Genomic DNA, 19,398 nt, shown 5'->3' with positions numbered 1-19,398 from the left:
ATCGCGAAAGGGCAGGGGCCGCGGAACGAGCAGTCCCGCTTACCTCGATTCCTTTTCGAATCCCCTTGCTTCGCCATTCATGGTTCCGTATTCTCCTGGAAAGCCTTAGGCGAAAGAGCTCCATCTCAACTTCGCCCATGATCATGCAAAGCGAGGACCCATGCCCGCACTCCAGCTTCATTTCCGATTTGCCCTGCTTCTGGTTTTCACCCTGTTCCTGGCCGCGCCCGCGTCATCCGGCGCTGAACCGCCCTGGCGACATGGGCTGGCCTTGCATTATGATCTGAAATATCCGCCTGATTTTTCCCATTTCGAATATGTCGATCCGGAAGCGCCCAAGGGCGGAGAGTTGCGGCTCGCCGGCATCGGGACCTTCGACAGCCTGAATCCCTTTATCCTGCGCGGCACGCCCCCTTTGGGCATCGGGATGATCTTCGAGACCTTGACGGACCGGTCCCAGGACGAGCCGTTTTCAGAATACGGCCTGATCGCCGAAAGCATGCGAATCCCGGAGGATCACTCCTGGGTGGCGTTCACTTTGCGGGAGGAGGCCCGGTTCCATGACGGCTCGCCCATCACGGTGGAGGATGTCATTTTCACCCTGCACCTGCTTCAGACCAAAGGCCATCCGTTCTACCGGGCCTATTACGCCAACGTGGCCTCCGCGGAAGAAATCGGCCCCCGCCAAGTCCGCTTTTCTTTCGGGGAAGCAGTGAACCGCGAACTGCCTCTGATCATCGGCCAGATGCCCGTTCTGTCCAAAGCGTATTGGGAAAACCGTGATTTTGAACGCACGACCCTGGACATCCCCTTGGGCAGCGGCCCGTACCGCATCGTTCGTGTGGAACCCGGACGGTCCATCACCTACGAGCGGGTGCAGGACCACTGGGCCGCGGACCTGCCCGTGAACCGTGGTCGGTACAACTTCGACGTCATGCGTTACGACTATTACCGGGATGTGAACGTGGCCCTGGAAGCGTTCAAGGCCGGGCAATACGACTTCCGACAGGAAAATGTGGCCCGGAATTGGGCCACGGGGTATGACGGGCCGGCCCTGCGCCAGGGCCGGATCGTGATGGAGGAGATTGCCCACGAATTGCCCACGGGCATGCAGGGCTTCGTCTTCAACACCCGCCGACCGATGTTCCGCGACCCCCTGGTCCGGGAGGCTCTGGCCGAGGTCTTCGACTTCGAATGGTCCAACGCCAATCTCTTTCACGGTGCCTACACCCGGACCAGAAGCTACTTCTCCAACTCTGAACTGGCCTCTTCCGGCCTGCCTTCCCCGGAGGAACTGGCCCTGCTGGAGCCTCGCCGGGACATTTTGCCGGAAGAGATCTTCACCGCGAAATTTCAGCCCTCGGCCACGGACGGGTCCGGCAATATCCGCGAAAACCTCCGTCGGGCCTTGGGCCTCTTGGAGCAGGCCGGTTGGACCATTTCAGGTCGGGACCGCAAGCTGCGCCACGCTTCCGGAGGGGAGGCCATGGAATTCGAAATCCTGCTCAACGATTCGGTCTTTGAGCGGGTTTGCCTGCCCTATGCCCGCAACCTGGAACGGCTGGGCATCACCGCACGGGTGCGCACCGTGGACGCAACTCAATACCAGAACCGGATGAATGACTTCGACTTCGACATGACCGTGGGTCTGTTCCCCCAATCTTTGTCTCCAGGCAACGAGCAACGCGACTTTTGGACCTCCGAGGCGGCGGCTACTCCGGGCTCCCGGAACATCGCCGGAATCCGTGATCCGGTTGTGGACGAGCTGGTGGATCTGGTCATCGGCGCTCCGGATCGGGACAGCCTGATCACCCGCACCCGGGCTCTGGACAGGGTGCTGCTCCGGGGCCACTATGTCGTCCCGCATTGGCACTCCAGAGAATTTCGCGTGGCCTATTGGGACAAACTCGCCCGGCCGGAGATCAACCCCAGGTACGGCCTGGCCCTGGACTCCTGGTGGGCGAAGTAGCCGCCCTCAGGCCCAAGATTCCTTCAGCCAGCCAGAACTGTCGAACCCGTCGTTCGCCGAGAAACCCGCCGTGACCGCCTACATCCTGCGCCGTCTGCTGCTGATGATTCCCACGCTGCTGGGGATCATGGTCCTGAACTTCATCATTATCCAGGCCGCGCCCGGCGGTCCGGTGGAGCGGGTGATCGCGCAACTGCGCGGCCATGACGTCGCGGCCACGGGGCGCATCGCCGGCACGGACCGGGGCGAGATGCAGGCCGTCCATCTTTCGGAAGCGGACCAGTCCCGATATCGCGGAGCCCAAGGCATCGATCCGGAGCTGATCGCGGAACTGGAGCGGATGTATGGGTTCGACCAGCCCCCGGTGACCCGATTCGTCCAAATGATAGGGAATTACCTGCGATTCGACTTCGGTCAGAGCTTTTACCGCGACCAAACCGTGGTTTCGCTGATTCTCCAGAAAATGCCCGTTTCCATATCCCTGGGGCTGTGGACGACCCTGTTGGTTTACGCCATTTCCATTCCCCTGGGGATTCGCAAGGCGGTTCGGGACGGGTCCGCCTTCGACGTGGCCACCAGCGCCGTGGTCGTCGTAGGTTACGCCATTCCCGGTTTTTTGTTCGCCGTCCTCCTGATCGTGTTGTTTGCCGGAGGCAGTTTTCTGGACCTGTTTCCCTTGCGCGGCCTGACGTCGGAGAACTGGCACGAACTGAACTGGCCCATGCGTGTTCTGGATTATTTCTGGCATCTGACCCTGCCCGTGGCGGCCATGGTCATCGGCGGATTCGCCGGTCTGACCATGCTCACCAAAAACTCCTTCCTGGAAGAGATCAACAAGCAATACGTGATTACGGCCCGCTCCAAGGGCCTCGCGGAACGGCGGGTGCTCTACGGCCACGTGTTCCGCAACGCCATGCTCATCGTGGTCGCCGGTTTCCCCAGCGCCTTCATCGGCATCCTGTTCACCAGCGCCCTGCTCATCGAGGTGATTTTCTCCCTGGACGGGCTTGGCCTGCTGGGCTTCGAGGCGGCCATCAACCGGGACTATCCGGTGATGTTCGGAACCCTGTACATCTTCACCCTCCTGGGACTCCTGCTCAATCTGGCAGGCGACCTGATGTACACCCTGATCGACCCCCGGATCGACTTCGAGTCCCGGGGGTGATCTCACCCCATCACGATCTTCGCCCGATCAGCTCAACACCCAATCAGCTCAATACCCGATCAGCCCAACGTCTTGGCCCGGGCGAACATGGCCAGGGCCATGGCGCCGGCCTGAGCCACGTTCAGGGATTGCATCTCCCCCGGCATGGGGATGAACAGTTTACGATCGCACCGCTTGAGGACGTTGGGCCGAATGCCCTTGTCCTCGTTGCCCAGCACCAGCACGGCCGGAAAGGTCGGGGTGAACGAGAACAGATTTTCCGCGCCGACACCGACCACCGTTCCGTACACCGTAAAGCCCTGATCCGCGCAGTATTCCAGGCTTCTGGCCAGGTTGGTCACATGGGCGATGGGCAGTCGGCTCAATGCTCCGGCGCTGGCTTTGGCGGCCACGGCACCTGGGAACGCCGTTCGATTTTTGGGCAGGATGATTCCCGCTCCACTCAGGGCGACCATGGTCCTGGCCAGGGTCCCCAGGTTCCCGGGATCCTGGACCTGATCCAAGGCCAGGACCAGTGGCAGGGGAGCCGTCGCGGCCCGTTCCAGGACAGCGGCCATGTTCGTGAAGCCCGGTTGAAATATCCGGGCCAGCACGCCCTGATGGTTTCCGGAATGAATACGCCGCATCTCCGCATCAGAGACCTTGCGGTAGCGGACTTTCTGGCTCTTGCAGACGTCCACGATGCGTTCCAGGGCATGCGACCTGACCCCGTCCTGGATATAGACCAGGTCCACCTGCTCCGGTTTGGAAAATAAGATCTCTTGAACCGGTTTGCGTCCCACGGTCCAACAGCCTCGATCTTCGTCAATATCTTGCTTCATGTTGTCGCTCTGTGCTCTTTTCAGAATTTTATCTTGCATTTCAGTATGTTTTCCGTTAAATGACCACGCTGGTAACGACTTAATCAGGAAATCTTTTTGAAATATCAATGGGATCGCTCACCCATATCCCTCACGAGCCCCCATGCCCATGGAGACCACATGAACATCCGACTGTCTTTCCTCGCCTTGGTGACGGTATTACTGCTGTCCGCCTGTGCGGGCCATCAAAAACCGTCTCCCCAGAACGCGTTGCCCGATGGGGTCAAGGATGCTCGAATCGTCGCCGAAGGACAACCCGGCGCTTCGATCCTGCTTGATGGGGAAGAACACCGTTCTCTCCTGGACCCTCCCCTTGATGCGTACGGTCGGATCGACGTGGATACCGACACTCCGCTGACGGAAGCGGAGCAAAAGGCCCTGGAGTCGCCTCTGGAGTTCGAATTCGTCCTGGATATTCAGGAGACCAAGGAAGTCGAACGTTTTTTTCGCTACTTCACCCATGAAGGGCGGGATCGTTTCGATATGTGGTTGAAGCGGTCCGAGCGGTTTCTTCCCGAGGTCCGCGACATCTTCGCCGAATACGGCTTGCCTCATGATTTGATTTATCTTCCGTTCCTGGAAAGCGGCTACAATCCCATGGCCTATTCCCGTGCCGGCGCCGGAGGCATGTGGCAATTCATGCCCAGGACCGGTCAATCCTTCGGCATGACCTTTGATTGGTGGCTCGATCAACGCCGCGACCCCCGAATGTCCACCCATGCCGCCGCCGCCTACCTCTCCCGGCTGTATGACATGTTCGGGGACTGGAACCTGGCCCTGGCCGCCTACAACGCCGGGGAGGGACGTATTTCCAGGGCCATGCAGCGCAGCGGGACGGACAACTACTTCGACCTAGCCGCCATCAACAACCTGCTGGCTTTGGAAACTCGGCACTACGTCCCCAAGTTCATGGCCATTTTGAAAATTATCCAAAACCTGGAAGAACTGGGTTTTGATCCCATCGACTGGGACAACACCCCGAAACTGGCGGAAATTGAGATCAAGGGCGGGACCGACCTCGTAGCCCTGGCCAACTCCTGCGGCATGAACTGGGACACCTTTCGCCAACTCAACCCCGCGTTTCGCCGTCAGGTCAGCCCTCCGGGAATGAACCTGTCCATCTTCGTACCCGAGGACAAGCAGGCAACCGTGCAGGCCTACCTTAAAAAACCCGCAGCTGCTCCGTTTTCAGGGTTTCATCGTTACCAGGTACGTCGTGGTGATTCGTGGTATGTCCTCGCCTCCCGCTTCGACACGCCAATTGATGTATTGAAACGAATCAATAACCGGACCAGCAATACCTTACGAATCGGTGAATCGGTCATGGTCCCGGCATCCCCAGCAGCAGTGGCCGCTGCGCAGCAAACCGGGGGAGCCTCCGCAACCCGGGAACGGGCCAGCCAACGGGCCAATCACGTGGTCCAGTCCGGAGACACCTTGTGGAGCCTGTCCAGGCGACACGGCGTCACCGTTCAAACCCTGGCCCAGGCCAACGGCATAACGACCGGCTCTACCTTACGCGTCGGGCAACGCTTGTACATCCCCCAGATCGAACGCTCAGGTACACGGACAGCGTCTGCCGCGACCAATGTGGTCCAATACCGGGTCCGCAGCGGCGACACCTTGTGGCGCATCGCCCAGCGCTACGGCGTGACCACCAGCAATCTGGTCGCGTGGAACAAATTGCCTCGCAACGGTTTGATCCGCCCCGGGGACAATCTCAAGATTTACGTCACCCGCTAGCGCACGTCGCGGCATTTGCTCCGAATTTATCCGGTTCCGCTCAAAGCGGACACAAGCAACTCCCGAACGGTTCCGTTCGGGAGTTCTTTTTTGGTCCAGAGGCGAAACTGACCCTGGGCCTGGGCGATGAACATCTCCAACCCGCCGATGGTCTGGATGCCGCTTTCCTCGGCTTGACGGAGAAAACAGGTATCCTGGGGATTGTAGATCAGGTCGTAGGCGATTCGAATATTGAACATTTTGCCGGGCCAAGGGCTTATTCCCCCGAATTTTCCGGACATGCCCAACGGAGTGGCGTTGACCAGCAGGTCTCCGCTCCATTGCCCGCGTTCTTCCCAGGAAAGCTGTTCGCATCCCGCTTCCCGAGCCAGGGATTCCGCGTTTTCCGGGCTGCGTCCGCAGACTGCGATCCGTTCGGCACCGATCCGCTTCAAGCCCCATACCACGGCTCTGGAAGCCCCCCCAACGCCAAGAACCAGCGCCGTCCTGATCTGACTCCGCCGAACCGTCAGCGGGGCCAAAAAACCCTGGACGTCGGTATTATCGCCCCAGAGTTCCTCACCGCTCCAAAACAGCGTGTTCACGGCTCCGGCGTGAAGAGCGTCCGCGGTCAGGCCGTCCAGGTAGGGCATGACCATTCGCTTGTGGGGAATGGTCACGCTGACTCCTTGGATCGGCAAGGTCCGCAGGGCCGTGATAAACTCCGGCAGTCGGTCCGTCGGCATCGGCCACCGACAATAAACGGCCCCCAAATTGTTGTGTTGGAAGCCCCAGTTGTGGAGCAGCGGGCTCAAGCTGTGCCCCAACGGATATCCGATAATTCCGTAGAGTCGCTCAGGGATGAAAATTGGATTGCTTGTAGTCATGGCGGAGAAGGGTAGGGGCGGGTTTGAAACCCGCCCCTACGGTCATCACGAAGGCTTAGGCACGGACCGCGTCGGCTCCGGCCTGAATTGCCTGTTCATTGGCGGGAATCATTTTCGCGTAATTCGGAGAAATGACCTTCTTCAGGCTGGCTTTGAGCACGTCCAGCGGCACGACGCCGGTCAGTTGAACGTACGCCCCGATGGCCACCATGTTGGCCATCTTGGTGTTGCCGAGGCTGTCGGCGATCTCATTGGCCGGAACGCCCACGGCCCGAACCCGCGCCGTGTCGGCCAGCTCCATGTCCACCAGGGAGGAATTGACCACCACGACGCCCCCGTCCTGGACCCGAGGCTGAAACTTGTCCAGTGACGGACGGTTCATGGCGATCAACGACTTGGGCAGGTGGATGATCGGCGAACCGATGTCCTCCTTGGAGACGACAACGGTGCAGTTCGCCGTACCGCCGCGCATTTCCGGGCCGTAGACCGGCAGGTAGGTCACGTTGAGCCCGTCTTCCATGGCCGCGTAGGCCAGAAGCGTCCCGATCAACATGACCCCCTGACCGCCGAATCCGGCCACGATGACGTCTTGATATCCGCTCATCGCTCCACCTCCGTTCCTTCAGCGGCTTGCTCCCCCATGAGGTCCTTGTATGTACCCAATGGGAAATAGGGGATCAACTCTTCGGAGATGCGCTTGTTGGCCTGTACCGGAGTCATCTTCCAATTGGTGGGGCAGGTGGCCAGGATTTCCACGAACCCCAGGCCGAGGTTGTTCAAAGGCGCTTCAAAAGCCTTGCGCACGGCCTTCCTGGCCGCCCGAACGTGCTTGACCGAGTCCACCGCCACCCGGGCCGCGTAAGCGGTCCCACCGAGAGAGGCGATGATCTCCGTCATTTTGATGGGCTCGCCCTCGTTGTCCGCGCATCGCCCCCCCGGACAAGTGGTAGTCCGCTGCCCGATCATGGTGGTGGGAGCCATTTGGCCGCCGGTCATCCCGTACACCGTATTGTTCACGAAGATGATGGTCACCCGTTCCCCGCGGTTGGCGCAGTGCATAGTTTCGGCCATGCCGATGGAAGCCAGGTCGCCGTCCCCCTGATAGGTAAATACCGCGGCCTCGGGCCGGGCTCGCTTGACGCCGGTGGCCACGGCCGGGGCACGCCCATGGGGCGCTTCCACGCAGTCCACCATCAGGTAGTTGTAGATGAACACCGAACACCCGATGGAGCCGATGCAGATGGCTTTTTCGGACAGCGCCAGTTCATCCAGACATTCCGCGACCAGGCGTTGGGCCACGCCGTGTTGACAGCCCGGGCAATAGTGGGTCGGAACGTCCGCCAGCACGCCGGGCAAGGTGAAAGCCGCCTTACCGTTTTTCATGAGTTCACCCCCAATGCCGCAAGGATGGGTTGTTCAAAGTCTTCCGGAGTCGGCAGATTGCCGGGCATATGGCCATAAAAATCCGAATCCGCGTGCTTTCTGACGGCCAAACGAACATCGTCCACCATCTGCCCCAGGTTGTGCTCGATGGTCAGAAAACGCCTGCCCTCCGCGGCCAGTTTGTTCAACTCCTGGCTGGGAAAGGGAAACAGGGTGATGGGTCGATGCAGGCCGACCTTTTTGCCGGACGCCCGCAGCTTGCGAATGGTGCTCTTGGCGATCCGCCCGATGGACCCGAAGGCGACTACGATCAGTTCGGCGTCGTCCACGAGAAAATTTTCAAAAAGCACGTCGCGTTCCATGGACGCATATTTGTCCCGCAAGCGAATATTGTGGCCTGCCAGGGCGCCGTCGGTCAGATGTAGGGACTTCAACAGCCGTGGATCGCGTCGTCCCTTGCCCGTCAGGTTCCAACCCAGATCAGGATCGGCTTTTTGCGCTTCCTTGGGGCTGCCCAAGGTCACGGGTTCCATCATTTGACCGATAATCGCGTCACCGAGGAGCATCACGGGATTCCGGTAGACAAAAGCCAAATCAAAGGCCTTGCCGATCAGGTCATAGGCTTCCTGCACCGTGCCGGGCGCCAGGACGAGCTGCCGGTAATCACCGTGTCCCCCGCCTTTGACGGCCTGATAATAATCGCCCTGGGACGGGCCGATATCGCCCAACCCTGGTCCGCCGCGGCTGATGTTCACGATCACGGCGGGCAGTTCCGTACCGCCCATGTAGGAAATCGCCTCCTGCTTCAGGGAGATTCCCGGACTCGACGACGAGGTCATGGCCCGCACCCCGCAGGCTGCCGCGCCCAAGAGCATGTTGGCAGCGGCCACCTCGCTTTCCGCCTGGACGAAGACGCGCCCGAGGTTGGGCATGACCTTGGACATGTATTCGGGAATATCGTTCTGCGGCGTGATGGGGTAGCCGAAAAAGCACTGACACCCGGCATCCACGGCACCGCGACAAATAGCCTCATTGCCTTTGATCAAGACTCGTTCACCCGGCGTGGACATCGGCGATCTCTCCTTTCCTGTCTTTTGCCGGCTTGCGCCATACGGATATGGCGTAGTCCGGACAGATCAACGCGCATGCCGCGCAACTCGTGCACTCTTCCACCACTTCGTCACGAACCTCGACGACCTTGTAACCGGACGTGTTGAATCGTGACGACATGGTGATGATTTCCTTGGGACAAACCGTCATGCACAGGGCGCAGCCCTTGCACCGGTCTTCCCGAAACTCGATTGGTCTCATCATTTTTCCTCCAGGTCGGAACTCTGAATAAATTCCGTCGGTATGGACGGCTTGTCAGCATGTACGCGAACCGAGGTGTTTTGAAAAGTCACCCTGAAAACTTTCTTCGCCGCAAAGCATTATGGACGGATGAACATCGCGTCACCGTATGAAAAAAAACGAAACCCTTCGGCCACGGCCCTTCGGTAGGCGGCGAGAATTCGTTCCCGACCGGCAAAGGCGCTGACCAGGACCAACAGGCTGGATTTTGGAAGGTGGAAATTGGTGATCAGCCCGTCCACGATCTGAAACTCGAAACCCGGATAAATATACGTGTCCAACCACCCTTCAAACGGCTCCGCCCCGCCCCGGATGGCTGCAACGCCCTCCAGGGTGCGCATGCTGGTCGTCCCCACGGCGATAACCGTCCGGCCTTCCTGCTTTGCCCGGCGTACGGCATCCACTGTATGCGTGGAGAGCTTCACGTACTCGCCGTGCATTCGATGATCACGAATATCGTCGCATCGGATTGGGCTGAACGTGCCGTACCCGACATAGAGCGTCACTTCGGCCCATTCATGCCCGGCTTGGACCAGCTTGTCGCGGAGCAACGGGGTGAAATGCAACCCGGCCGTCGGCGCGGCGATGGACCCGGCCTCCTTCTCATCGGCATAGACGGTTTGGTATCGCTCCAGATCTCGTTGATCCGAAGGGCGGCGAATGTAGGGGGGAAGCGGGATTTCTCCGGAAGCTCGTAGAATCTTTTCCAGGGACGACTCGGACGGCCAACTCAATTCCACTTTGGTCTGCCCGAACGCACCTTTTTCCAGAACTTTTGCCTGGATCTCACTGAATTGAAACTCCTTGCCGACCTTGGCCTTCTTGGCCGGACGAAGCAGCACGTCCCCCGTCACCACGACGTTCCGCCCTTCAGTGCGTTGGGCGCGACGCAACAGATTGAGCGGCGTCAGAAGGAGCATTTCCATGCCGCCTCCGTGCTCCCCGACTGTTCGAAGCCGCCCCGGTACCACGCGAGAATTATTGACCACGATCAGTGATCGTCGCGGAAGATGGTCCAGGATATCGTCGAACACCCCCACCGCTTGCGACTCGTCGTCCTTTCCCATGATCAAAAGACGCGACAAATCGCGGGTTTGCGGAGGATTTTGGGCGATCAATGACTCCGGCAGGTCATAGTCGTATGCGTCGAGGCAAAACGTTGGTCGGATGTCTTGCGATTTCAGTCCAGGAGTCATTAGCTCTTGAGTCCCAGGTTTACTTGGTCTACGATAAAAATCAAAAGAAAAACCGGTATTGTCGCACCCGAAACGCTCCATGTGCATCGGGCACTTTTCAAACATTGTCGGCAAAGATTGTCGGAAACGCTGTTTTTGGGAAAATCATCTTTGACTCGTGCGAGCCATGATCCTGTTGCCATTGATGCATACTCCGCTTCTGGCATGTTATCCTCGCTCTACCTACACCTTAAGGGAGACCCCAATGAACATCGCCACTCGTATACTGCTTGCCTGTCTGTTGTTGTTTGTCGCTTCCTGCGCTTCCAAACAGCCCGGAGGGAACGGCGACACTACTGATCCGACCGTCACGCCGTCCGGCCCGGCAAACTATTATTACGATTTCGACGACATCCTCGTGCCTCGGGACATGAAACTGGTCCCACGCTCTTCTTTCGTCCTGGAAACCCCGGGAGTAAAAGCCGGAATGCTCGTTTTCAAGGGGCGTGTCGACCCGGTTTCCCTGACGACCTTTTTTACCAATAACATGCTCAAGGACGGATGGCACATGAGCAGTTCCTTCCGATACCAACGGACCATCATGGTTTTCACCAAGCCGGATCGTGACTGCATCATCAACATTCACGACGGACGTTTTTCCACTCAGATGGAAATCTGGATCGCCCCCAAAACGGCCTCCAACGCGCCCGCGCCAACCATGCGCCAGGAACGCACGCTGACCCAATGACTCTCCCTCAGACTGATTTCACCGGCTTTTCCGGAAAGCGCCTGCAGTTGGGCGTCACCGGCAGCGTCTCCGCATTTCGAGCCGTGGACGTCATGCGTCGGCTCCAACGAGCCGACATCCAAGTCGGGGTTACTCTGACCGCGGCAGCCCAGGAGTTCGTCAGGCCCTTGCAGTTTCGGTCCTTAACCTCGGGACCGGTCTATGAAGGACTTTTCGATTCGAATCAAGCCGAGTACGCCCACCTGGAACCGGCTCAGAACGCCCACCTGTTTCTCGTCGCCCCATCCACGGCCAATACCCTGGCGAAACACGCCGGTGGCATCGGCGACGACCTGCTCAGCTCACAGCTGTTCTCCTTCAAGGGGCCCATCATCCATGCCCCGGCCATGAATCCACGAATTTGGTCTTCCCCCGCCGTTCAGGCCAATATTTCCAAACTGGAAGGGCGAGGAACCGGTATTGTTTCCCCGGAAACAGGACTGATGGCTTGTGGAGAAATCGGTGAAGGACGCTTGGCTGAAGTCGAGGAAATTTTTTTATATGCCTTGAAGGCGCTGTTGCCGCAAGAGCTTGCCGGACGGCGGTTCCTCGTCAACCTTGGACCAACCCGGGAATATTTAGATCCGGTCCGGGTTGTGACGAACGACTCTTCCGGGATCATGGGCGCATCCATCGCCCTGGCCGCTTGGCTGCACGGAGCCGAGGTCTCCGTAGTCCGAGGCCCGACGCCGTCCCTTTGGTTGCCTCGCTTTTTGCCGACAACGGACGTTACCTCCGCCAGGCAAATGCACGAAGCTTGCCTCGACCTTGCGACGGGCATGGACATCATTTGTCTGACCGCGGCGGTGTCCGATTATCGCCCCGTCGCCGAGCAACAAAGCAAGGCCAAGAAGTCCTCTCTAGGCGAGCGCATCACCCTCGACTTCGAACAAAATCCCGACATTTTGGCGGACATCGGAAGAATGCGTAAGGACTCCCAGTACATCATCGGCTTCGCGGCAGAGACGGACGACATTCTTCGTCACGCGCAGCTGAAGCTGCATGAAAAGCACCTCGACCTGATCGTGGCCAATTCCGTGTCTCGTCCCGACAGCGGATTCGGAACCGCCACCAATCAAGTGCACGTCATCAGCCGTTGCGGACGAAGAGAGTCCTGGCCGGTCCTGGCGAAAACTGAAGTCGCGATGCGCGTAATTGAATGGTTCCTCGACCATTCCGACTGATCGCCCATGGACGAGCGAACCCGTGTTTGGCGAGAAATCGGTTTGCGATTCGTGCTGCGGATACCGCGTGTCGCTTCTGAGCCGGTCGAGAAAATAGCGGGCGATGCCGCATCTGCACCGCCCCAGCCCTCAGCACCGAAGAGCACCGTCCCTGATTTCGACTATCCTGAACCTCTCATGTTCTACAGGCGACGGCTCCAACCACCCATCGCCGCGATCATTACCTATACGCACCTGGACCATGACTTTCGAGGACGGCCCAATGATGCACGGATGCGGTTGATCCACGCCATCATCGACAAAGCCATGCCCTGGAGCCTGGAGGATGTGGCTTTTTGGCCGTCGGCCGTGTATGCTCCCATACCAGTTCCTGGTGAGGTCATGCAGGCCAGTTTTTTCCGCGTCATTAATGAAGTCAACCCCAAATATATCTTTGATTTCGGCGGCTGCGTCGACGCACTTTTCGCTGGCCGTTCCCAGTCTGGGCTTCACGACGCCTCCAACTCGTCGCGGGCCAGGCATGTCGTCCTGCCGAGCCTCGACGATATGCTGCCCGACAACAAGCTGATCAAAAAAGCGGCTTGGGACATCATCCGCGGCTTGACCCCCTGAGCCCGAATATTTACTCCCATACATGGATTCGACATCGATTTTCTTACCCAAGCGAGCCCCCCTTATGAGACATGCGCTCTTATTCTCTTTATTCCTTGTTTCGCTTTTATTGTTTCCCGGCGCTCCTGTTTCGGCCAATGACCCCTTTCCGGTCCATGTTCTGAAGATTCAGGGTTCCATCAATCCCGCGCAGCAAGATCTTCTTGAGGAGGCGATAAACCATGCCTTCAAGGAGCAAGCCCAACTGTTCGTTCTTCAACTGGATACGCCGGGAGGTCTTGGAGAGACCACCAGAAACATGGTCAAACAGATTCTGAACGCTCCCTTGCCGGTGGCCATCTGGGTCGGTCCCGACGGCTCACGCGCGGCCTCGGCCGGAGTCTTCCTCGTCGCCGCGTCAGCCATTGCCGGGATGAGCCCCAACTCCAACATCGGCTCCGCCCGCCCCGTTGGTGTCGGAGGAGAGGATATCCCAGAGGCCATGGCCGACAAAATCCTCAATGATTTCCTAAGCTTAGTTCGCGCATCCGCCCAGAGTCGCGGGAGAAACGTCGACTGGTACGTCAGCGCGGTGAAGGAAAGCGCCAACCTGACGGGAACCGAGGCAGCCATGCTTCGCGTGGTGGACCTCGTTGCGGTCAGTGTTCCTGATTACGTCGAGCAGATCGGCATTCGCGGCTTTGAGTGGCACAATGAACGAGTCTATTTCAGTATCGACGATGTCGCATTTGTCGACTTCGAGCCAGGTCTTTGGTATTCCATTCTAGCTTGGATGCTGGATCCCCAGATCGCCTATTTTTTGTTGATGGGCGGGTTGGCGGGGATTTTTTTCGAGTTGACCAATCCAGGCGCGATTTTCCCCGGCGTCCTCGGCGGCCTTTGCCTGCTCCTGGGTCTATACGCTTTATCCATTTTACCGACCAATGTCGCCGGTCTCCTGCTGATCCTTTTTGGTCTGATGCTTTTTGGACTCGAATTGATGATCTCAAGCTTCGGACTCCTCAGCCTGGCCGCCGTGATTTCCATCTTCTTCGGATCGGTAATCTTGTTTCGGTTTGAGTACGGGATTGGAGGAGTCCCCATGCCCAGCATTATCGTTACGACCATCGGTATTTCCGCGTTTGTCGGCTTCTGTTTGTACCTGGTCGCAAAAGCCCATCGCAACAAACCGTTCAGTGGGCCCCACCAGTTGATTGGTCAGACCGCGAAAGTCAGACACTGGTCAAAGGACCATGGCGTCGTCCACCTGCAAGGAGAAACCTGGACGGCTGTCAGTGAAACCCCTTTGTCCTTGCAACCCGACGACTTGGTTTCTGTTTCCGAAGTCGACGGGCTTGTTCTCCACATTATCCCAACGTCAACACACAACATGTCAGGAGGATGATTTCATGGGTGCTTTTTCTTCTTTTCTCCCGTTACTGCTTATTGTCGCTTTTTTTCTTTTTTCAGCGATTCGAATTCTCAACGAATACGAGCGTGGCGTCATTTTTCGATTAGGTCGGTATGTCGCGACAAAGGGCCCCGGTTTGATCATTTTGATTCCTCTTTTAGATAAGATGGTCAAAACAAGTCTGCGAACTGTTGCCATGGACGTCCCCCACCAAGACGTCATCACCAAGGACAACGTCAGCATCAAAGTCAATGCCGTCATCTATTTCCGTGTCATCGAACCGTCCAAATCCGTTTTGGCCATTGAGGACTTTCTGTTCGCGACCTCTCAGCTCTCTCAGACGACCTTGCGCAGCGTCTGCGGCTCCGTTGAACTGGACCAGATTTTGTCCCAACGCGAAGAAGTGAATATGCAAATTCAGTCGATTTTGGATGCCCAGACAGATGCATGGGGCATCAAGGTTTCCGGCGTTGAACTGAAACATGTCGACCTGCCAACCGAAATGCAACGAGCCATGGCCAAGCAAGCCGAGGCTGAGCGTGAGCGTCGCGCCAAGATCATCAATGCCGAGGGTGAGTACCAGGCTGCTGAAAAATTGACCCAGGCCGCCGAGATCATTTCCCGCAACCCAGAAGCGCTTTCGTTGCGATACCTTCAGACAATGCGAGAGATGGCAGCTTCCGGACAAGCGACGATCTTGCCTATTCCCCTTGACTTTCTGAGATTGAATCGTCAGTAGTCAGAGCAAGTATTTTTCCGATTAACCTCAACACTTTGTTCATCCGATGAATTTTCCAGCGCTAAAATCCCAAATGCACGATCTGTTTTCAGTGATTATGCAGGCCGCGGATTCCGGTGAATTGCCTGCATTAAAAGAAGTCACCTCCTTTTTGCAAGCAACTGAGAAAATGGCCATGAACGCGAATGAATCGTGGCATTCCGAAGCGGAAGACTTTCTCCACTTGACTCGCCAATTGCACATGGTCGTCAAGAAACACAACGTTCAAGAAGCCGTTCTTCTTCTTGACGCTCTTCGAGATGCTCAAGAATTCTGTCATCGGTCCTTCAAGCCGGAGGGTTAATGTTTCACGTGAAACATTAACCCTCCGTGCTCCATGCACACCAAGAGTTGCCAACTATCCATAGCTGTTCAGCAGTTTTGCGTTTTTGGGTGCCCTCATTCTCCGGCCCTGTCGTCTCGCGGTTCGAAGTCGATACGTCATGCCGGGGGCTGGTCGGCCGTCCGCGCTGGGAATGGCATATGGTAAACATTTAGTAGGTATGACGTGGCTGAAGTCATAGTGCTTGCGAATCAGAAAGGTGGGGTGGGAAAGACGACCACCGCTGTGAACTTGGCGGCATGCCTGGCCGTGATGGAAAAAAAAACCTTGCTGATTGACTGCGATCCTCAAGGGAATGCCACCAGTGGAGTAGGCTGGGACAAGCAGGCGGGTCGGGACGATCTCTATTCCGTCTATTTCTCCGCTCAGGATTTTCATAAGGCCGTTCATGCAACGAACTTCCCATATTTATCCGTGCTCCCCGCCACATCGGACCTCGTGGGCGCGGAGCTGGAGCTGGTTGAAAAAGAAAATCGTGAATTTTTTTTGCGTGACGGGATTAATTCCCTGAGGCACGATTTTGACTTTATCGTTATTGACTGCCCCCCGTCGCTGGGCCTGCTGACGGTGAACGCACTCTGCGCGGGTCGTCACTTGGTGGTGCCGATGCAGTGCGAATTCTACGCTCTGGAGGGAATGGCCCAGCTGATGCGGACTTATACGTTGGTCCGTCAGCGATTGAACGCGGAATTGGAGTTGTTGGGCGTTGTGCTGACCATGCACGACCCTCGCAGTAATCTGACCAAGGATGTGGAAAGCGAGGTGTGTACCCACTTTCCCGATTTGGTGTTCTCGACGACGATCCCTCGTAATGTTCGGCTCTCCGAAGCCCCCAGCCATGGCCTTCCGGTGATCAGTTACGATATCAAGTCCAAAGGTTCGCAGGCATATCTCAAGTTCTCGGAAGAATGCTTCGGTCGGCTCGAAGAGAAAAGAAAACACGGCGCAGGGCACGGTTAAGGAAAAACTCTCTGTAACTACTCAGCCAAGGCCCTGCTTTCTTGATTTACGGTCTCGTAAGCTCCTTCGCCGACTTCGCAGATCGAGCCATTGCGTGAATAAACAGCATGCGGCGCTTCAAATTCCGGCAATGGTACGAAGACCGAATCCTGGCTCAGTCAGGTTTGCGAGGCCGCAAAATCAAAGCAAGCCAGGCCTGGCCAGTTTCTGCCTTTCATCAGAATTTTGCTAAATATTACGATTTTTTTTCGTGGAAACGAAAAACGGCCCGACACCCTGGTCCTCAAGATGAGGGCCAGGGTGTCGGGCCGTTGGCATTGCCGTACGGATTGAATGCGACAAGGGGGATTATCTTGCGCCCGGCGGGGTGCAGCTTACGTCAATGGCATCCTTGAAGTGATTTTTGCGTATCCGGGCTTGGCATTGGCAACATTCAAAAGATACCAAGCCTCCGAGGTTGGCCGCCTTGAGCAAGAATTTCCGTGGAGCATCCTGTCTCCAGTCCAGCGTTTGATTGTCGCAGAGTCGACAATGGACGTCCATATCAACGGGATAGGGGAAATCCCAGCATGAGACGAGCATCTCCCAGTCGCTGATGGGCTCCTTGAATCCCTGAAGTTTGGAAGCCGGGCGATCCAATGTGCTTCGTATCTTCTCGTCCAGTTGCTCCCACAAGGCAAACGGGATAAAGACACCAAGCGGTTTGCCTTGGGCGTCGAAGGCGTGAACAATGTCGTTAGAGGGCATGCTGTCTCCTGTTTTTGGTAAGAATCTATTAATGGTTTCATGCAGTTCAAGGTTGCGCAATATGTCCGCGCTTATGAAATGATCCTTGTTCGCGCGATGTCAAGGTGGAAGGAGGAGGTTCATGGCTGTACGGGGGTTGGGTAAAGGACTCGGTGCGCTGCTGGGCGACACGGGGCGGAATGAAAACCAGAACGGACGCGACGTGATGTTGATCAACGTGGATAGCCTGAGGCCGAACCGATATCAACCGCGCAAATACTTTTCAACCGAATCCCTGGAGGAACTGGCTGCATCAATCAAGGCGCAAGGGGTTTTGCAGCCGATCCTCGTTCGGCCTGGGAAAAATCCGGACGAATATGAACTGGTGGCCGGGGAGCGGCGGTGGAGAGCGAGCAAGCTCGCCGGGCTGCGACACATACCGGTGATCATCAGGGAGCTTGGGGACAAGGAAAGTCTGGCTCTGGCTCTGATCGAGAACGTCCAGCGCGAAGACCTCAATGCGTTGGAACAAGCCCAAGCCCTCCAGCAGCTTCAAGTTGAATTTCAAGCCACGCAAAACGAGCTCGCCGAGCGAACAGGGCTCAGTCGGCCCCATATCGCGAACTTACTCCGCTTATTGCAACTCCCGGAACATATCCAAAAGGACATTCAAGAGAAATTCTACACGGCTGGACACGGGCGGGTACTGGCGGGGATCACGAATCCGGAGAGTCAAATAACGCTACGGGACAAAATTGTCGCCGACGACCTCAGTGTTCGCGAGTGCGAACGTCACGCCGCCTACTGGAAACAGCATGGTCGCTTCGGGTTCCAGGCCCGGCAAGCGCCAACAAAACCGCTGAGCGAAAAGAACGAACAAATGGCCAGATTCGAGGAGATGATCGTCCGTGAAATCGGGCTGAAAGGGGTGAAGCTCCGTGGAACGGAAGAAAAGGGAAGCATGACCATGCGCTATGGATCCAAGGAAGAACTGGTCAGGTTACTGGGAAAACTGGGAGTTGAGGCATTATGAGTGTCTTGCCATGAATGCGTCGTTTTCAAACACATTTTACAACCCGGAAGACTTGCTCGCGAACATCGACCGCTTAGCCGGGAACACGGTGGTCATTGTCGGCGACGTTATGCTGGATGAGTACATATTCGGCGCCGTCGAGCGGATTTCGCCGGAGGCCCCGGTGCCCGTCGTCCGGATTGAAAGCGAGGAATATCGGCTTGGCGGAGCTGGAAACGTCGCGAAAAACATTACCGCCTTGGGAGGGCAGGCCCAGCTGTTCGGTTTTTTGGGAAGCGACGGTTCCGGTGAGCGGATGCGCGAGATGTTTCGGGAACACGGAATCCAGGACAAGTGCATTCAAGAGTGTCAGCGTCCCACGACCCGAAAGACCCGGATCATCGCCCAACAGCAACAGATCGTCCGGGTTGACCGGGAATCCGTCTGCCTCCCTTCGACGGAGGGTTTGGACGACCTCCTGCACGGCGTCGACGATGCGCTCGAAAAGAGCAGGGTGCTGATCGTTTCTGATTATGGAAAAGGCTTGGTTTCCGGGCCGGTCATGGACAGGCTGCGAACGATCCGCGAGTCGATGGCCCACAAGCCTCTGATCATCGTCGATCCGAAACCAAAGAATTATCCCGTGTACCGCGGAGTCGACCTGCTCACGCCGAACACCAGGGAAGCCGGGGTCGAAAGCCTTGTGCGTCACGACGGCGCGGGGGGCGACAGTCTGGATGATGTTTTCGCGGCGGGAAAACGTCTGATGCGGGAGCTGGAAAGCCGGGAGCTGCTGATCACGTTGGGAGCCAAGGGAATGTTGCTGTTCCGCTCTCCCTCTCAAGCCGTCCACATCCCCACGGCCGCCAGGAAGGTCTATGACGTGACGGGCGCCGGGGATACGGTCATCGCCGTGCTGGGATTGGCCTTGGCAGCAGGACTGAAATCCCTGGAAGCTTGCCTCCTGGCCAACTACGCGGCCGGAGTCGTGGTCGGACAGATCGGGGCCACGGCGGTTTTACCGGAACAGCTCCGAGAAGCCGTAAATTCATGGCCACTGTCAACTATTCGTGAAATATCAATGAGGTAACGCCG

The 19,398-nt window shown here is 57.4% G+C and carries 20 protein-coding genes; 12 read left to right on the top strand and 8 right to left on the bottom strand.

The window, feature by feature from the left end; genetic code table 11:
- Positions 1–160: 160 nt before the first annotated feature.
- Positions 161–1,969 (top strand): extracellular solute-binding protein, encoded by a 1,809-nt coding sequence (locus DESLA_RS0114130; protein WP_028572970.1) that lies wholly within the window; start codon positions 161–163, stop codon positions 1,967–1,969.
- A 70-nt stretch (positions 1,970–2,039) separates the two neighbouring features.
- Positions 2,040–3,134, top strand: a complete 1,095-nt coding sequence (locus DESLA_RS0114125) for a microcin C ABC transporter permease YejB (RefSeq protein WP_028572969.1) — start codon at positions 2,040–2,042, stop codon at positions 3,132–3,134.
- Positions 3,135–3,193: 59 nt separating this feature from the next.
- Here DESLA_RS0114125 and DESLA_RS0114120 read toward each other — a convergent pair whose 3' ends face one another.
- A complete protein-coding gene (locus tag DESLA_RS0114120; RefSeq protein WP_035263251.1) occupies positions 3,194–3,955 on the bottom strand; it encodes a TrmH family RNA methyltransferase in 762 nt (253 codons plus the stop codon).
- A 159-nt stretch (positions 3,956–4,114) separates the two neighbouring features.
- On the opposite strand from DESLA_RS0114120, the gene DESLA_RS0114115 reads away from it, so the two are divergent.
- On the top strand, positions 4,115–5,737 hold the full coding sequence (locus tag DESLA_RS0114115) for a lytic transglycosylase domain-containing protein (protein ID WP_028572967.1): 1,623 nt from the start codon (positions 4,115–4,117) through the stop codon (positions 5,735–5,737).
- Positions 5,738–5,763: 26 nt separating this feature from the next.
- Here DESLA_RS0114115 and aroE read toward each other — a convergent pair whose 3' ends face one another.
- The 6 genes from aroE to queA all read right to left on the bottom strand — a co-directional run bounded on the left by aroE (position 5,764) and on the right by queA (position 10,520).
- On the bottom strand, positions 5,764–6,603 hold the full coding sequence (gene aroE, locus DESLA_RS0114110; protein WP_035261868.1) for a shikimate dehydrogenase: 840 nt from the start codon (positions 6,601–6,603) through the stop codon (positions 5,764–5,766).
- Positions 6,604–6,658: 55 nt separating this feature from the next.
- Positions 6,659–7,207, bottom strand: coding sequence for a 2-oxoacid:ferredoxin oxidoreductase subunit gamma family protein (locus DESLA_RS0114105; protein WP_028572965.1), 549 nt, complete (start codon positions 7,205–7,207; stop codon positions 6,659–6,661).
- On the bottom strand, positions 7,204–7,986 hold the full coding sequence (locus DESLA_RS0114100; RefSeq protein WP_028572964.1) for a thiamine pyrophosphate-dependent enzyme: 783 nt from the start codon (positions 7,984–7,986) through the stop codon (positions 7,204–7,206). Before DESLA_RS0114100 ends, DESLA_RS0114105 begins: the two co-directional genes overlap by 4 nt.
- Positions 7,983–9,056, bottom strand: coding sequence for a 3-methyl-2-oxobutanoate dehydrogenase subunit VorB (locus DESLA_RS0114095; RefSeq protein WP_028572963.1), 1,074 nt, complete (start codon positions 9,054–9,056; stop codon positions 7,983–7,985). Before DESLA_RS0114095 ends, DESLA_RS0114100 begins: the two co-directional genes overlap by 4 nt.
- Positions 9,040–9,300: a 4Fe-4S dicluster domain-containing protein gene (locus DESLA_RS0114090; protein ID WP_435050751.1), complete on the bottom strand. Its 261-nt coding sequence runs from the start codon at positions 9,298–9,300 to the stop codon at positions 9,040–9,042. Before DESLA_RS0114090 ends, DESLA_RS0114095 begins: the two co-directional genes overlap by 17 nt.
- A 116-nt stretch (positions 9,301–9,416) precedes the next feature.
- Entirely contained in the window at positions 9,417–10,520 is a 1,104-nt protein-coding gene (queA, locus tag DESLA_RS0114085) for a tRNA preQ1(34) S-adenosylmethionine ribosyltransferase-isomerase QueA (RefSeq protein WP_028572961.1), read from the bottom strand.
- Between the two features lie 256 nt (positions 10,521–10,776).
- On the opposite strand from queA, the gene DESLA_RS21895 reads away from it, so the two are divergent.
- From DESLA_RS21895 to DESLA_RS0114050, 7 genes are all read left to right on the top strand, one after another.
- Positions 10,777–11,259, top strand: a complete 483-nt coding sequence (locus DESLA_RS21895; protein WP_051434702.1) for a hypothetical protein — start codon at positions 10,777–10,779, stop codon at positions 11,257–11,259.
- Positions 11,256–12,482 (top strand): bifunctional phosphopantothenoylcysteine decarboxylase/phosphopantothenate--cysteine ligase CoaBC, encoded by a 1,227-nt coding sequence (gene coaBC / locus DESLA_RS0114075; protein WP_028572960.1) that lies wholly within the window; start codon positions 11,256–11,258, stop codon positions 12,480–12,482. Before DESLA_RS21895 ends, coaBC begins: the two co-directional genes overlap by 4 nt.
- Before the next feature lie 6 nt (positions 12,483–12,488).
- Complete coding sequence (locus tag DESLA_RS22990; RefSeq protein WP_156932976.1) at positions 12,489–13,094, top strand: hypothetical protein; 606 nt, start codon at positions 12,489–12,491, stop codon at positions 13,092–13,094.
- A 64-nt stretch (positions 13,095–13,158) separates the two neighbouring features.
- Positions 13,159–14,478, top strand: a complete 1,320-nt coding sequence (locus tag DESLA_RS0114065) for an NfeD family protein (protein WP_028572958.1) — start codon at positions 13,159–13,161, stop codon at positions 14,476–14,478.
- A gap of 4 nt (positions 14,479–14,482) precedes the next feature.
- Positions 14,483–15,223, top strand: coding sequence for a slipin family protein (locus DESLA_RS20625; RefSeq protein ID WP_035261866.1), 741 nt, complete (start codon positions 14,483–14,485; stop codon positions 15,221–15,223).
- Positions 15,224–15,269: 46 nt separating this feature from the next.
- On the top strand, positions 15,270–15,566 hold the full coding sequence (locus DESLA_RS0114055; RefSeq protein ID WP_028572957.1) for a GAK system XXXCH domain-containing protein: 297 nt from the start codon (positions 15,270–15,272) through the stop codon (positions 15,564–15,566).
- Between the two features lie 204 nt (positions 15,567–15,770).
- The gene (locus tag DESLA_RS0114050; protein WP_028572956.1) at positions 15,771–16,565 is read left to right on the top strand and encodes a ParA family protein; all 795 of its coding nucleotides are present in this window, start codon (positions 15,771–15,773) and stop codon (positions 16,563–16,565) included.
- Positions 16,566–16,913: 348 nt separating this feature from the next.
- On the opposite strand, the gene DESLA_RS0114045 is transcribed toward DESLA_RS0114050, so the two are convergent.
- Positions 16,914–17,372 (bottom strand): hypothetical protein, encoded by a 459-nt coding sequence (locus DESLA_RS0114045; RefSeq protein WP_245590066.1) that lies wholly within the window; start codon positions 17,370–17,372, stop codon positions 16,914–16,916.
- Between the two features lie 61 nt (positions 17,373–17,433).
- Here DESLA_RS0114045 and DESLA_RS0114040 point away from each other — a divergent pair, with 61 nt between their 5' ends.
- Both DESLA_RS0114040 and rfaE1 read left to right on the top strand, forming a co-directional pair.
- Positions 17,434–18,324 carry a ParB/RepB/Spo0J family partition protein gene (locus DESLA_RS0114040; RefSeq protein ID WP_028572954.1) on the top strand — a complete coding sequence of 297 codons (891 nt, stop codon included), beginning with the start codon at positions 17,434–17,436 and terminating at the stop codon, positions 18,322–18,324.
- Between the two features lie 10 nt (positions 18,325–18,334).
- Entirely contained in the window at positions 18,335–19,393 is a 1,059-nt protein-coding gene (gene rfaE1, locus DESLA_RS0114035; protein ID WP_051434700.1) for a D-glycero-beta-D-manno-heptose-7-phosphate kinase, read from the top strand.
- Positions 19,394–19,398: the final 5 nt, after the last annotated feature.

It is taken from the genome of Desulfonatronum lacustre DSM 10312 (genome assembly GCF_000519265.1).
Lineage (GTDB): Bacteria > Desulfobacterota > Desulfovibrionia > Desulfovibrionales > Desulfonatronaceae > Desulfonatronum > Desulfonatronum lacustre.
The sequence above is the reverse complement of the archived record's forward strand: the minus strand, read 5'-3'. Positions and strand labels throughout refer to the sequence as shown.

Coding starts and splice junctions, on each gene's coding strand:
- DESLA_RS0114130 (WP_028572970.1), top strand. CDS start 161: ATGCCCGCACTCCAGCTTCATTTCCGATTTGCCCTGCTTCTGGTTTTC.
- DESLA_RS0114120 (WP_035263251.1), bottom strand. CDS start 3,955: ATGAAGCAAGATATTGACGAAGATCGAGGCTGTTGGACCGTGGGACGC.
- DESLA_RS0114115 (WP_028572967.1), top strand. CDS start 4,115: ATGAACATCCGACTGTCTTTCCTCGCCTTGGTGACGGTATTACTGCTG.
- aroE (WP_035261868.1), bottom strand. CDS start 6,603: ATGACTACAAGCAATCCAATTTTCATCCCTGAGCGACTCTACGGAATT.
- DESLA_RS0114105 (WP_028572965.1), bottom strand. CDS start 7,207: ATGAGCGGATATCAAGACGTCATCGTGGCCGGATTCGGCGGTCAGGGG.
- DESLA_RS0114100 (WP_028572964.1), bottom strand. CDS start 7,986: ATGAAAAACGGTAAGGCGGCTTTCACCTTGCCCGGCGTGCTGGCGGAC.
- DESLA_RS0114095 (WP_028572963.1), bottom strand. CDS start 9,056: ATGTCCACGCCGGGTGAACGAGTCTTGATCAAAGGCAATGAGGCTATT.
- DESLA_RS0114090 (WP_435050751.1), bottom strand. CDS start 9,300: ATGATGAGACCAATCGAGTTTCGGGAAGACCGGTGCAAGGGCTGCGCC.
- DESLA_RS21895 (WP_051434702.1), top strand. CDS start 10,777: ATGAACATCGCCACTCGTATACTGCTTGCCTGTCTGTTGTTGTTTGTC.
- coaBC (WP_028572960.1), top strand. CDS start 11,256: ATGACTCTCCCTCAGACTGATTTCACCGGCTTTTCCGGAAAGCGCCTG.
- DESLA_RS22990 (WP_156932976.1), top strand. CDS start 12,489: ATGGACGAGCGAACCCGTGTTTGGCGAGAAATCGGTTTGCGATTCGTG.
- DESLA_RS0114065 (WP_028572958.1), top strand. CDS start 13,159: ATGAGACATGCGCTCTTATTCTCTTTATTCCTTGTTTCGCTTTTATTG.
- DESLA_RS20625 (WP_035261866.1), top strand. CDS start 14,483: ATGGGTGCTTTTTCTTCTTTTCTCCCGTTACTGCTTATTGTCGCTTTT.
- DESLA_RS0114055 (WP_028572957.1), top strand. CDS start 15,270: ATGAATTTTCCAGCGCTAAAATCCCAAATGCACGATCTGTTTTCAGTG.
- DESLA_RS0114040 (WP_028572954.1), top strand. CDS start 17,434: ATGGCTGTACGGGGGTTGGGTAAAGGACTCGGTGCGCTGCTGGGCGAC.
- rfaE1 (WP_051434700.1), top strand. CDS start 18,335: ATGAATGCGTCGTTTTCAAACACATTTTACAACCCGGAAGACTTGCTC.